The organism is Bartonella sp. AA86SXKL (genome assembly GCF_042196885.1).
This window is the reverse complement of sequence record NZ_JBHIRE010000011.1, coordinates 1-14557: the sequence shown is the minus strand read 5'-3', so window position 1 is coordinate 14557 and position 14557 is coordinate 1. Positions and strand designations below refer to the sequence as shown.

Sequence of the window (14557 nt, the reverse complement as noted above, 5' to 3'; positions counted from 1 at the left end):
CTCCTAATGTTTGAAGCGTAGTAAAATAAGTGTTAATATGCAATATTAAAATTCAATAAGGATGAGAAATCTTATCGGAAATATTTTTCATAATGCACTAAGTTCTTCAAAACGTATGCTTAATTTTATAAAATATTTTATGGATATGTTTCAATGAAACGTACAAATTTTTCTAACGATTCTCGTTCTGTCTCAAAATTGTTTTCTGGAGCACTCATATCGCGATAACCAAGTGCCATACCACAGATAATATGGCGATCAGAAGGAATAGATAAAAGCGTACGAATCTGTTTATGATAATCAGCAAAAGCAGCTTGAGGACAGGTATCTAATCCAAATCCACGTGCAGCTAACATAATGGTCTGCATAAACATACCCAAATCAAGCCAACTCCCCATTTCCATGTCGTGATCCATTGTAAATAAGAGTCCTACAGGTGCATCAAAAAATAAAAAATTTCGCGCCTTTTGATGAAGTACTTTTTCTTCATCATCTTTTTGAATTCCAAGACTCTGATAAAGATCCAAACCAACTTTTCGACGCCTTGAAATATAAGGCTCACGCCACTGACGTGGATAATAACTATATTCACGCTCTCCTTTTACACCTGAAAGCACAAGTTGTGAAAGCTCTTGCCCTACTTTCTGTAATACACTTCCTGTAAGCACAATTACTTGCCATGGCTGAATATTTGTTCCAGATGGTGCACGTGCTGCAAGTTTTAAGATTTCTTTGATTGTTTCCAAACTAACTGGCTGATCAGTAAAAGCGCGAATTGACTTTCGTGACAAAATAGATTGAAAAACACTCATAGGAGAAACTGTCATTGTTTTTACTTTCTTTATGAAAAATAGTTTTTTCTTATCAAGGATAATATACTGCGAAAATACCTTTGCAGCTTTTTCAAACACTCTATTTCTTTAAATGACTTACACATTTCACGCAGTGGTAAATATTCCCCTTAGAGATAGTATAATCTATCTCTTTTAAGAGAAAGAAATTTGTCTAAAAGAAGACAAAATAAATTTATAATCAATGACTAACCCCCAACTCCGCTAAGCTCTCAAAAAAACTCTCTTCAATTCGTTCTAAATCCTGTAGAAGATCATCAACATCATGCTGCATCTGCTTTAAATCAGTTCGTTTTTTATGAATTCCTGCAATTAATTTCTTAAGCTTTTTCTCATCATCAGGTGGTTTTCCAACCATTGTCAACATATCAGATATTTCAGACAACGAAAATTTTACTCTGTTAGCATACAGGATTTGTTTTAACTTATGACGATCCGTTTATGTATAAAGCCGTGTACTTCCACACCGAAAAGGGATAAGAAGTCCCTCTTCTTCATAGCAAAGTTCGAGCTATTATTGAAAACTCACGTGTTAATTTTCCAATTGAATAATATTCGTACATTTTATTATTCTGTCTGCATAGATCACATTGTTATAAGAAATATGTCTATTTTTTATAAAACTTAGTGAGCACCTTAATCTCTACTTTTCTGCATTTTAATTTAGAAGAAAATACATTCATAAACATTGTATAGTAGAAAATCAATTATTTTTAGATTACAGAAAGACTATTGATCTTTCATTATAAATCCTTTTAAATCTCTATAGAAGATATCAATTAAAAATTTTCCTAAAGTTTAAAATCAATCATTATTTGATTTGTAAATAATCAACTCTTTTCCTTGAATATGATTTTTGAGTTTCACATATTTGGGAAAAAACTTTCTATACTGCCTGCAGAAATTAAGAAACTTTAAAATGAAACAACAAGAAAGATAAGCATCATTACAAAACAATAAGCTACTAAAGATGTTTAAAATAACTATCGCCTTATAATTTTTGATATTTTTCAAGAAAATATACAACTTCTGCATTTCGAAATAAAAAACGTCTGAACTTTCTATTCAGACGTTTTTATATTATGTGGTGTTGTATTTAAATTATTCAGCAACGGCCCCGGTTGTCATATTTGTCAACATAGCCTTAGCCACTTCGTTATTACTAGACTTACGCTGCTCATCTACAATCAAATCATCACGAACTGCAGCAATACGACGGATTTGAGAAATTGTACCACCCGTACCTGCTGGAATAAGACGACCGACAATAACGTTCTCTTTAAGTCCTTGCAAAGTATCAATTTTACCAGAAACTGCTGCTTCAGTAAGAACACGTGTTGTTTCCTGAAACGATGCCGCCGAAATGAAAGAAGGCGTTTGAAGAGAAGCTTTTGTAATTCCAAGAAGAATGGGATTACCAGATGCAGGTTTCTTCCCTTCTGCAATCAAATTATCATTGATTTCATCAAGTTCAATACGATCAACATTATCACCTGGAATATAACCAGAATCTCCAGATTCTGTAATTTCAACTTTTTGCAACATTTGACGAACAATCACTTCAATGTGCTTATCATTAATAAGAACTCCCTGCAAACGATAAACCTCCTGAATCTCATTAACAAGATAAGATGCCAAAGCTTCAACCCCCTTAATCGCCAAGATGTCATGAGGTGCTGGATTACCATCAAGGATATAATCTCCCTTTTCAATTTGATCGCCTTCTTGGAAATGGAACAACTTACCTTTTGGAATCAAGTATTCTACTGCCTCAAGAGTTTCATCATTTGGTTCAATAATGATACGACGTTTATTCTTATAACCACGGCCGAATCGAATCGTGCCACTAACTTCAGCAATAATCGCATGATCCTTTGGACGACGCGCTTCAAAAAGCTCAGCCACACGAGGAAGACCACCCGTAATATCTTTCGTCTTGGCACTTTCCATTGGCAAACGAGCAATAACATCACCAGCCTTAACATGAGCACCAAGCTCAACAGAAAGAATAGTTTCCACTGACATCATATAACGGGCTTCACCTCCCTTATACAATTTAGCAATGGATTCACCTTCTTTATCCGTGTGAATAATAATAGCTGGTTTAAGATCCGCACCACGTGGATTAGCGCGCCAATCAATCACCAAACGCTTCGTAATACCCGTAGATTCATCAGCTGTTTCAGTGACAGATAAACCATCAATCATATCTTCAAAACCCACATAGCCTTCAACTTCCGTTAAAATTGGACGTGTATAAGGATCCCATTCTGCTATACGTTGGCCACGTTTAACCACATCACCATCATCAACAAAAATATGAGCACCATAGCTAACACGATGTACAACGCGCTCTTTTCCTAACTCATCCTTGATAAGGATAGCCATATTACGCCCCATAACAACCAAATGGCCTTCAGAGTTACGAACCACATTACGATTACGAATCTCCACCTTACCTTCATAAGATGCCTCTAAATACGATGAATCAACAACCTGCGCAGTTCCTCCTAAGTGGAAAGTACGCATAGTAAGCTGTGTTCCCGGCTCACCAATGGATTGAGCAGCAATAACACCAACGGCTTCTCCCTGATTAACAGGTGTTCCACGCGCCAAATCACGACCATAGCATTTTGCACAAACACCAAGACGTGTTTCACATGTTAATGCAGAACGAATTTGAACAGATTGAATTCCAGCTGCTTCAATCTTCGCGACATCAGCTTCCTCAATCATTGCTCCACCTTCAAGGATAACCTCTCCAGAGACAGGATGTAGAATATCAACAAGCGCTGTACGACCAAGAATTCTTTGCCCAAGGGAGGCAACAATTTGTCCTGCATCAACAATCGGCTGCATGGTAAGCCCTTTTGCGGTACCACAATCAACTGCTGAAATAATAGCATCCTGTGCAACATCAACAAGACGCCGTGTTAAATAACCAGAGTTCGCCGTCTTTAACGCAGTATCAGCAAGTCCTTTACGTGCACCATGCGTGGAATTGAAGTATTCATTAACAGTTAGACCTTCTTTAAAATTGGAAATAATGGGTGTTTCAATAATTTCACCCGATGGTTTTGCCATTAATCCACGCATACCGGCCAATTGTCTCATCTGGTTAGCAGAACCACGAGCACCAGAGTGCGACATCATATAGATAGAGTTCATCGGCCGTTGACGACCTGTTTTAGGATCAAAATCGACGGCTTGAATACGTTTCATCATTTCATCTGCAACGCGATCTGTACATTTACCCCAAGCATCTACAACCTTATTGTATTTTTCACCTTGTGTAATCAAACCATCATTATATTGCTGTTCGTACTCCTTAGCCAAAGCTTCTGTTTCTGCGACTAAACGCGACTTACTATCAGGAATAACCATATCGTCCTTACCGAATGAAATTCCTGCACGACAAGCATAAGAAAAGCCAAGCTGCATAATACGGTCACAAAAAATAACCGTCTCTTTTTGTCCACAGTGCCGATAAACATGATCAATCATTTTAGAAATGTTCTTTTTCGTCATCTCTTGATTGACAATATCAAATGAGATATCCGCACTTCTTGGCAAAAGCTCACCGATAATCAAACGACCAGGTGTCGTATCATAAAGTTTAGAGACTTCTTTTCCATCCTTCCCCATATTCTTAACACGGCCTTTAATCTTCGTATGAAGCGTTATAACCTTATTTTCCAAGGCATAATGAAGCTCACCTATATCAGAAAAGGCCATTCCTTCACCTGGTTCTTTTTCAGAAACAATTGAAAGATAATAAAGACCAAGAACCATATCCTGTGAGGGAACAATAATGGGAGCACCATTGGCCGGATGAAGAATATTATTGGTGGACATCATCAAAACACGGGCTTCAAGCTGTGCTTCAAGAGAAAGCGGCACGTGAACCGCCATCTGATCACCATCAAAATCTGCATTAAAAGCAGTACACACCAGTGGATGAAGTTGAATAGCTTTGCCTTCAATTAAGATAGGTTCAAAAGCCTGAATCCCCAAACGGTGCAATGTTGGCGCACGGTTGAGTAAAACAGGGTGTTCACGAATAACCTCATCCAAGATATCCCAAACTTCTGGATGTTCTTTTTCAACAAGCTTCTTTGCCTGCTTTACCGTTGATGAATAGCCTTTTGCATCAAGCCGCGCATAAATAAAAGGCTTAAATAATTCAAGAGCCATTTTTTTGGGAAGACCACATTGATGCAATTTTAATTCAGGACCCGTCACGATAACAGAACGCCCCGAGTAATCAACACGCTTCCCAAGTAAGTTCTGACGAAAACGTCCTTGCTTGCCCTTCAACATATCTGATAAAGACTTAAGAGGACGTTTATTGGCTCCAGTAATCACACGCCCACGCCGTCCATTATCAAACAATGCATCAACAGCTTCTTGTACCATACGCTTTTCATTGCGTACGATAATTCCAGGAGCACGCAATTCAATCAGCCGTTTCAAGCGGTTATTACGATTAATAACACGCCGATAAAGATCATTCAGATCTGATGTCGCAAAACGCCCACCATCAAGCGGAACCAATGGACGCAAATCCGGTGGAATAACCGGAATTGTTTTCATAATCATCCACTCTGGCTTATTTCCAGATTCAAGAAAATTTTCAACGATTTTAAGTCGTTTAATCAATTTTTTCTGCTTTAACTCTGAAGTTGTTTCAGCTAATTCAAGACGCAAATCATTAGCGATTTTATCTAACTCCATACTAGCTAAAAGCTCGTAAATAGCTTCAGCGCCAATCATAGCTGTAAACTGATCTTCTCCAAATTCATCAATAGCAAGCATATATTCTTCTTCAGAAAGAAGCTGATGGAGCTTAAGAGACGTCAATCCTGGTTCGGTTACAATATAATTCTCAAAATAAAGAACCCGTTCAATATCTTTTAAAGTTAAATCTAAAAGTGTAGAAATACGACCTGGTAATGATTTAAGAAACCATATATGCGCAACGGGTGCCGCAAGTTCAATATGCCCCATACGCTCACGACGTACGCGGGAAAGAGTAACCTCTACACCACATTTTTCACAAATAATACCCTTATACTTCATGCGTTTATATTTGCCACATAGACATTCATAGTCCTTAATAGGGCCAAATATACGTGCACAAAAAAGACCATCACGCTCTGGTTTAAAAGTCCGATAATTAATCGTCTCAGGCTTCTTAATCTCACCATACGACCAGGACAAAATTTTCTCAGGACTCGCAATAGAAATACGAATAGAGTCAAATGTCTGCGCTGGCGCTTGAGGATTGAAAAGATTCATGACCTCGTGGTTCATGCTGTTCTCCTTCAAAGATTCTTAGAACCTGTTGTAATATCTCATCTATTTTATAACAGATCTTCTTTAAAAGACATTTACTTTTAAAAATGACCTGTATAGCCTTAATAAGGTTATTGAGCCTCTTAAAGTAATAAGAGCGCACCTTTTTCTAGTGCGCTCCTTGAATTATTATTCTGCCGTATCAGACAATGCCCGCTGTGCAATAAGTTCACGCGCATCATCAAGCTCCACATTAAGAGCAAGTGAGCGCATTTCTTTTACCAACACATTAAAGCTTTCGGGTATACCTGCCTCAAATGTATCATCACCACGCACAATTGCCTCATAGACTTTTGTTCGACCAGCCACATCATCTGATTTTACTGTTAGCATCTCCTGCAAAGTGTATGCAGCACCATAAGCTTCAAGTGCCCAAACCTCCATTTCACCAAAACGCTGACCACCAAATTGTGCCTTACCTCCTAATGGCTGCTGCGTAACAAGTGAATAGGGACCAATAGAACGTGCATGAATCTTATCATCAACAAGGTGATGCAATTTCAACATGTAAATATATCCCACCGTTACTGGACGATCAAAAGGCTCCCCAGTACGACCATCATAAAGCGTAACCTGCCCTGAACTATCTAAGCCTGCGTCTTCCAGCATCATGTTAATATCAGACTCATGTGCTCCATCAAAAACAGGCGTTGCAATTGAAACCCCTTTCTTCATCTGCAATGCCAATTTGTAAAGGCTTTCATTATCATACTGACGAACTGGTTCATTATGATTATCATCAGGCATAAGATTTTCAATACGCTGACGCAACGGCAATATATCCCCAGTCTCTTGATATAACTCTAACAAAGCACCAATCTTCTTGCCCATCCCCGCACATGCCCAACCAAGATGCGTTTCAAGAATTTGTCCAACATTCATACGACTAGGCACACCAAGCGGATTCAAGACGATATCAGCATGGGTCCCATCTTCAAGAAATGGCATATCTTCTACGGGAAGAATACGTGAAACAACACCCTTATTCCCGTGACGTCCCGCCATCTTGTCACCTGGTTGGATTTTGCGCTTCACAGCCACAAAAACCTTCACCATTTTCATGACACCAGGAGGCATTTCATCACCTCTTTGGACCTTTTCAACCTTATCCATAAAGCGACGTTGTAATGCTTCTTTTGATTCATCATATTGCTTGCGCAAAGCTTCAATTTCATTTTGAAGCTTTTCATCCTCAACAGCAAATTGCCACCACTGGGATCGTGGATAATGCCCCATTACTGTACTATCAAGCTTTTTGCTGCCCGAAAAGCCTTTCGGACCTTCTACAGCAACTTTACCTGTCAACATATCGGTGAGGCGCGCATAAACATTGCGATCAAGAATAGACTGTTCATCATCACGGTCTTTTGCTAAACGCTCAATTTCTTCACGCTCAATTGCCATCGCACGTTCATCTTTTTCCACGCCATGGCGATTAAAAACGCGAACTTCAACAACAGTACCAAAAGTCCCAGGAGGCATACGCATAGAAGTATCACGAACATCGGATGCCTTTTCCCCAAAAATTGCACGCAGAAGCTTTTCTTCCGGCGTCATGGGACTTTCACCTTTCGGGGTAATCTTTCCAACTAAAATATCACCTGGTTGAACTTCAGCACCAATATAAATAATGCCAGCTTCATCAAGATTTCTTAACGCTTCTTCCGCAACATTAGGAATGTCGCGCGTAATTTCCTCAGGTCCAAGTTTTGTATCGCGTGCCGCAACTTCAAATTCCTCAATATGAATTGAAGTAAACACATCATCAGCAACAATGCGCTCGGATAACAAAATAGAATCTTCATAATTGTATCCATTCCAAGGCATAAAGGCTACGAGAACATTCCGCCCAAGAGCCAAATCACCAAGATCCGTGGATGGACCATCTGCAATGATATCACCTTTCTCTACCCTATCACCGACATGTACAAGAGGACGCTGATTAATACAAGTGGACTGATTAGAACGCTGAAATTTCTGTAAGCGGTAAATATCAACGCCTGATTTTGAAGGATCTAAATCTTCTGTTGCACGGATAACAATACGGGTAGCATCGACTTGATCAACAACACCACTACGTTTTGCACTTACAGCAGCTCCTGAATCGCGCGCAACAATAGATTCCATTCCCGTCCCAACAAATGGCGCTTCAGCGCGTACAAGAGGAACTGCTTGACGCTGCATGTTCGATCCCATAAGCGCACGATTCGCATCATCATTTTCCAAAAAAGGAATAAGCGCTGCTGCAACTGAAACCAACTGTTTTGGTGAAACATCCATCAAATCAACATGATCACGCGGCGCCATTAAAACTTCACCAGCATGACGGCAAACAACAAACTCTTCTATAAAACGACCTTCGTTATCTAATGAAGAATTAGCCTGAGCGACATAATGCTTTGCTTCTTCCATCGCTGAAAGATAAATAACTTCTTTTGTGACTTTCCCATCAATAATTTTTCGATATGGGCTTTCAATAAAGCCATATTTGTTAACTCGCGCAAATGTTGCTAAGGAGTTAATCAGACCAATATTGGGGCCTTCTGGTGTTTCAATCGGACAAATACGACCATAATGCGTAGGATGTACGTCACGGACTTCAAAACCCGCACGTTCACGAGTCAAACCACCTGGACCAAGAGCAGAAAGACGGCGCTTATGGGTAATTTCTGACAATGGATTGGTTTGATCCATAAACTGCGACAATTGTGAAGACCCAAAAAATTCACGGACCGCTGCTGCCGCAGGCTTTGCATTGATTAAATCCTGTGGCATAACTGTATCAATTTCAACCGATGACATACGCTCTTTTATCGCACGCTCCATACGAAGAAGACCAATGCGATATTGATTTTCCATCAACTCCCCAACGGAACGAACGCGACGGTTGCCAAGATTATCAATATCATCAATTTCACCACGTCCATCACGCAATTCAACCAACATCTTAACAACAGCAAGAATATCCTCTTGGCGTAAAATACGAACTGTGTCTGGACAATCAAGATCCATACGTAAATTCATCTTAACACGCCCGACAGCTGAAAGATCATAACGCTCTGGATCAAAAAACAATGAATGGAACATTGCTTCTGCTGTATCGATTGTTGGAGGTTCACCTGGACGCATCACCCGGTAAATATCAAATAACGCATCCTGCCGACTTTCATTTTTATCCACCTTCAAAGTATTGCGGATGTAAGCGCCAATATTCATGTGATCAATATCAAGAATATTGACTTGATCAGCACTAACATCGAGCAGAATTTTTAATACTTTTTCGTCAATTTCATCACCAGCTTCAAGGTAGATTTCACCTGTTTCGTAATTGACGATATCTTCGGCTAGATAACAACCTAATAAATCATCTTCACTAACTTTAACCGCTTTAAGTCCTTTTTCTACCAAAGACTTCGCAGTACGAACTGTTAATTTTTTACCAGCCTCCGCAACGACTTCACCACTATCTGCATCTATAAGGTCAGAAATGAGCTTCATTCCTTTAAAGCGATCCACAGAATAAGGAACTCGCCATCCTTCTCCATCACGCTCATAAGTCACTTTATCATAAAACGTCGATAAAATATCCGACGCATCCATACCTAATGCCATCAAAAGACTAGTAACAGGAATCTTGCGCCGTCGATCAATACGCGCATAAATGATGTCCTTAGCATCAAACTCAATATCAAGCCAAGAACCTCGATACGGAATAACACGAGCAGCAAAAAGAAGCTTTCCTGATGAATGGGACTTTCCTTTATCATGGTCAAAAAAGACACCAGGAGAACGATGCATCTGAGAAACAATAACACGCTCCGTACCATTAACAATAAAGGTACCATTCGTCGTCATTAAAGGCATATCACCCATATAAACGCCTTGCTCTTTAATGTCTTTGATATCTTTGGAGCCAGTATCCTCATCAACATCAAAAACAATCAAACGCAATATGACCTTTAATGGGGCAGCATAAGTTAAATCACGTTGACGGCACTCTTCAACATCAAATTTTGGTAAATCAAATTCATAACCTACAAACTCAAGCATAGCTGTACCGGAAAAATCTGAAATAGGAAAAACCGATTTAAAAACAGCTTGCAAACCTTCATCTGGTCGTCCACCTTTCGGTTCCTCAACCATGAGAAATTGATCGTATGAGGCTTTTTGAACCTCAATAAGATTCGGCATTTCTGCTACTTCAGGAATCTTACCAAAAAATTTCCGTACGCGCTTACGACCATTGAATTGAGACATCATTGCGTGAGTCTGAGCCATCGTCGCTCCTTGATCTTTACTCTTCAAGGTAGACCAACCTTGAAAGCCTTATACCATTAACCTGCATATGCAGACCAGTTCACTTGACACTCAATAATGAGCATCATTAACTTTCCCCACCAACATAAGCCATTTATCTCTTTGACTCTATGATGAAGGGGTAAGTAATCCAAACCTATCCCATTCCTGTTACGAAACCATTGGGAAAAGGTTTTTTACTCATTATTTTCCCTCTTTGTATTAAGAGAAAGAAAATCGGCGAACATAAATGCCCGCCGATAAAATTAAATTTACTTAAGTTCCACCTTAGCACCGGCAGCTTCAAGTTGAGATTTAATTTTTTCTGCTTCTTCTTTAGAAGCAGCCTCTTTAATAGGCTTAGGTGCACCTTCAACCAGATCTTTAGCTTCTTTAAGACCAAGTCCAGTAAGAGCACGAACTTCCTTAATAACATTAATTTTTTGTGCGCCACCTTCAACAAGAATAACATCAAATTCTGTTTTTTCTTCAGCAGCTGGAGCAGCAGCACCAGCAACAGCAGCGACAGCTACAGGAGCAGCAGCCGAAACTCCCCACTTTTCTTCAAGTAACTTAGAAAGCTCAGCGGCTTCCAAAAGGGTTAGATTAGAAAGGTCTTCTACGATCTTCTCTAGATCAGCCATTTTTAAATTCCTTCAATTAAAAGATTTTAACCATTATTAAATCTTATTCAAAAAAACAGAAAAGCATTAAAGCTCTTCCATAAACGTGAATACAAACAGCCTTAAGCCGCCTTATCCTCCTGAGCATATGCTCCAATGACACGTGCAACCTGACCAGCAGGGGCATTAACAACCTGTGCAATACGGGTCGCAGGGGTAGAAATCATACCCACAAGTTTTGCACGCAACTCGTTTAATGAAGGCAATGAAGCCAATGACTTCACAGCATCTACAGTTAAACTTGTTGCACCCATTGAACCGCCAAGTATGACAAATTTGTCATTGCTTTTCGCAAAATCAACAGCAACTTTCGGTGCTGTGATTGGATCTTCTGAATAAGCAATAAGTGTTTGTCCAGTAAACAAACCCACTATCGATTCAGATTCCGTGCCCTGAAGAGCGATTTTAGCAAGACGGTTTTTGGCGACCTTAACGGCACCGCCAGCTTCACCCATTTTCGAACGCAAATCATTCATCTGTGAAACTGTCAGACCGGAATAATGTGCAACAACAACAGAACCAGACTTCCGAAAAGCCTCGTTAAGCCATGTAACAAATTCGCGTTTTTCCGCTCTATTCACTGTCTCTCTCCATTTAACAGATTTGCTTAAAACAAACCTGTTGGTTACCTTTGATAACATAAAACACTTCATGTCACCGATGAGGATCCTGTCCCCTTTTTCACGCACAGCGTTCAAAGGCAACCTTGGCTCAAACCCTTTAAGTCTTTTAACTCTCAGTTTTTACCCCAGTCTCATGCAGGTTTTTTTTGATTAAGATACTTAAAAGCATCACCTACAATCTCGGACAGGATATTCCGGAATTTCTCCCGGTACAACCTAAGCCCTATAAAGCTTAGATAGCGAGCTGATCAAAATCAGCATTTTAAATACAATTTTGATATTCCCATACCCCAAAACAAAATTATAAATCAGCTTATACTAGCTCTGAACGAACCGTTGCTGGATCAACTTTAACACCAATTCCCATAGTCGACGAAACAGCAACGCGCTTAATATACTCACCTTTTGCACCTTGTGGTTTGGCTTTAATAACTGCACTTGCAAAGGCTTTTATATTTTCTACGATTTTTTCAACACCAAAAGAAGCCTTACCAATACCAGCATGCACAATACCAGCTTTTTCCACACGAAACTCAACAGCACCACCTTTAGAAGCTTTGACAGCACCGGCGACATCAAGTGTTACAGTACCAACTTTCGGATTCGGCATCAAACTCCGTGGACCAAGAATCTTACCAAGACGACCAACAAGAGGCATCATGTCTGGCGTTGCAATACAACGATCAAAATCTATAGTCCCTCTATTAACGCTTTCAAATAAATCTTCGGCACCCACAATATCAGCTCCTGCCGCCTTAGCTTCCTCAGCCTTATCCCCACGAGCAAAAACGGCAACACGAATATTTCTCCCTGTTCCATTAGGCAAATGAGCAACGCCTCGAACCATTTGATCAGCATGACGAGGATCAACACCCAAGTTCATTGAAATTTCGATTGTTTCATCAAACTTAGCAACAGCACGCTCCTTAACCATTGAAACGGCATCTTTTAAAGCGTAAAGTTCATTAAAATCAATATCTTTTCGGATATTTTTTATTCTTTTTGCTACTTTTGCCATAATATTAGCCCACCACTTCCAAGCCCATCGAGCGAGCAGAACCTTCAACCATACGCATTGCTGCCTCAATGTCATTCGCATTAAGATCTTTCATCTTTGATTCCGCAATCGAACGAATTTTATCGCGAGAAATGCTTCCTACAGACACTTTACCAGGCTCTTTTGAGCCAGATTTCAGGTTTGCTTCCTTCTTTAAAAAGAATGATACAGGAGGCGTCTTGAGAGAAAATGTGAAAGATTTATCTTGGTAATACGTAATAACAACTGGAATCGGTGCCCCCTTTTCCATTTCTTGTGTCGCTGCATTAAACGCCTTACAAAATTCCATGATATTAATACCACGCTGCCCAAGAGCTGGACCAATCGGTGGAGATGGAGTAGCAGCTCCTGCAGGGACCTGCAACTTAAGCTGACCTATACTTTTTTTTGCCATAACAATCTGCCTTTAATTTTACTGGTATACTGACAATTCATCTTGCCCGTTACCCGCTTGCAGTCACGTGGTTCGGATCATTAAGCCGACAAAAGCTATAAATCACCTCCCACTCCTTCCTTAAAGTAATTAAAACTACTCTAAGTTTAATCAGAGTTTTTCAACCTGACTAAATTCCAAATCAACAGGCGTAGGACGCCCAAAAATAAGCACTTCAACCTTAAGACGAGAGCGCTCTTCTTCAACCTCTTGAACAATTCCATTAAACGAAACAAAAGGACCATCAGCAACGCGAACTTGCTCTCCAACCTCAAACAATACAGAAGACTTTGGAGACTCAACCCTTTCCTGAACTTGTTTGAGAATTTGCTCAACCTCTCGATCAGAAATGGGAACAGGACGCGCATCTGATCCTAAAAAACCTGTCACTTTAGGCGTATTCTTAATAAGATGATAAACTTCATCTGTTAACTCAGCACGAACAAGAACATAACCAGGAAAAAATTTTCGCTCAGTATCAACTTTGCGTCCACGACGAACCTCTACAACACGCTCTGTTGGAACAAAAATCTTTTCAAAAAGATGATCAAGTCCCTTTTGCTTTGCCTCCTTATCAATAGCTTCCGCTACTTTCTTTTCAAAGTTTGAATATGCCTGAACAATATACCAACGAGCTGCCACAGTCACACTTCCTTACATTCTCAACTAAAAAGATATTTCAGAAGATCAATAACCCGCCAAACACCAAAATGCATAACCTGATCCACAATAAAAAAGAAAGCTGAAGCCAATGCAGTTACCAACAAAACCATAATAGTAGAAATAACCGTCTCACGACGTGTAGGCCATTTCACTTTAATTGTTTCTGCATAAACCTGCTTCAAAAAGGTAATCGGATTGGTTTTAGATGCCATCGTCACACTATACTCTCTCTAGTCCTATTGTGTTTTATAGAATAAAATAAACAGGAAAAAAATGCAAAAGCCAACTTTCAGACTTATGCAATTTCCTTACTTTCTATTCAATACCGTTTCACACACAAAAAAACAAGCCCCATATCAAAAAAAGCGAAAAAGGCAGCAAAATCCACTCCCTTATATGTACCCCCTTTGGCAGGGGCAGCAGGACTTGAACCCGCGACCTGCGGTTTTGGAGACCGCCGCTCTACCAACTGAGCTATACCCCTAACTCTCAAAACTAAAACACTTTTAACACCCCTTTAACAAGCATTATTTATTCAATGATCTTAGAGACGATACCGGCACCAACAGTACGACCACCTTCACGAATAGCAAAAC

The 14557-nt window shown here is 39.8% G+C and carries 10 protein-coding genes and 1 tRNA gene; all 11 read right to left on the bottom strand.

Annotated elements, in window-relative coordinates:
- Positions 1 to 137: 137 nt before the first annotated feature.
- Positions 138 to 827, bottom strand: a complete 690-nt coding sequence (locus ACFIO5_RS06075) for a nitroreductase (RefSeq protein WP_375618388.1) — start codon at positions 825 to 827, stop codon at positions 138 to 140.
- Positions 828 to 1032: 205 nt separating this feature from the next.
- Entirely contained in the window at positions 1033 to 1236 is a 204-nt protein-coding gene (locus tag ACFIO5_RS06070; protein WP_375618381.1) for a hypothetical protein, read from the bottom strand.
- A gap of 716 nt (positions 1237 to 1952) precedes the next feature.
- Complete coding sequence (rpoC, locus tag ACFIO5_RS06065) at positions 1953 to 6164, bottom strand: DNA-directed RNA polymerase subunit beta' (protein WP_375632761.1); 4212 nt, start codon at positions 6162 to 6164, stop codon at positions 1953 to 1955.
- Between the two features lie 171 nt (positions 6165 to 6335).
- A complete protein-coding gene (rpoB, locus tag ACFIO5_RS06060; RefSeq protein WP_375632759.1) occupies positions 6336 to 10484 on the bottom strand; it encodes a DNA-directed RNA polymerase subunit beta in 4149 nt (1382 codons plus the stop codon).
- 290 nt (positions 10485 to 10774) lie between these two features.
- Positions 10775 to 11146 (bottom strand): 50S ribosomal protein L7/L12, encoded by a 372-nt coding sequence (gene rplL / locus ACFIO5_RS06055; protein WP_273790654.1) that lies wholly within the window; start codon positions 11144 to 11146, stop codon positions 10775 to 10777.
- Positions 11147 to 11247: 101 nt separating this feature from the next.
- Positions 11248 to 11766, bottom strand: a complete 519-nt coding sequence (gene rplJ / locus ACFIO5_RS06050; RefSeq protein ID WP_012755027.1) for a 50S ribosomal protein L10 — start codon at positions 11764 to 11766, stop codon at positions 11248 to 11250.
- 355 nt (positions 11767 to 12121) lie between these two features.
- Positions 12122 to 12826 (bottom strand): 50S ribosomal protein L1, encoded by a 705-nt coding sequence (gene rplA / locus ACFIO5_RS06045; protein WP_375613460.1) that lies wholly within the window; start codon positions 12824 to 12826, stop codon positions 12122 to 12124.
- 4 nt (positions 12827 to 12830) lie between these two features.
- Positions 12831 to 13259 (bottom strand): 50S ribosomal protein L11, encoded by a 429-nt coding sequence (gene rplK, locus ACFIO5_RS06040; protein WP_273723157.1) that lies wholly within the window; start codon positions 13257 to 13259, stop codon positions 12831 to 12833.
- A 150-nt stretch (positions 13260 to 13409) separates the two neighbouring features.
- Positions 13410 to 13940, bottom strand: coding sequence for a transcription termination/antitermination protein NusG (nusG, locus tag ACFIO5_RS06035; RefSeq protein ID WP_375632755.1), 531 nt, complete (start codon positions 13938 to 13940; stop codon positions 13410 to 13412).
- A 20-nt stretch (positions 13941 to 13960) separates the two neighbouring features.
- Complete coding sequence (gene secE / locus ACFIO5_RS06030) at positions 13961 to 14173, bottom strand: preprotein translocase subunit SecE (protein WP_273790652.1); 213 nt, start codon at positions 14171 to 14173, stop codon at positions 13961 to 13963.
- A 196-nt stretch (positions 14174 to 14369) separates the two neighbouring features.
- Positions 14370 to 14445, bottom strand: a tRNA-Trp gene (locus tag ACFIO5_RS06025).
- Positions 14446 to 14557 lie beyond the last annotated feature (112 nt).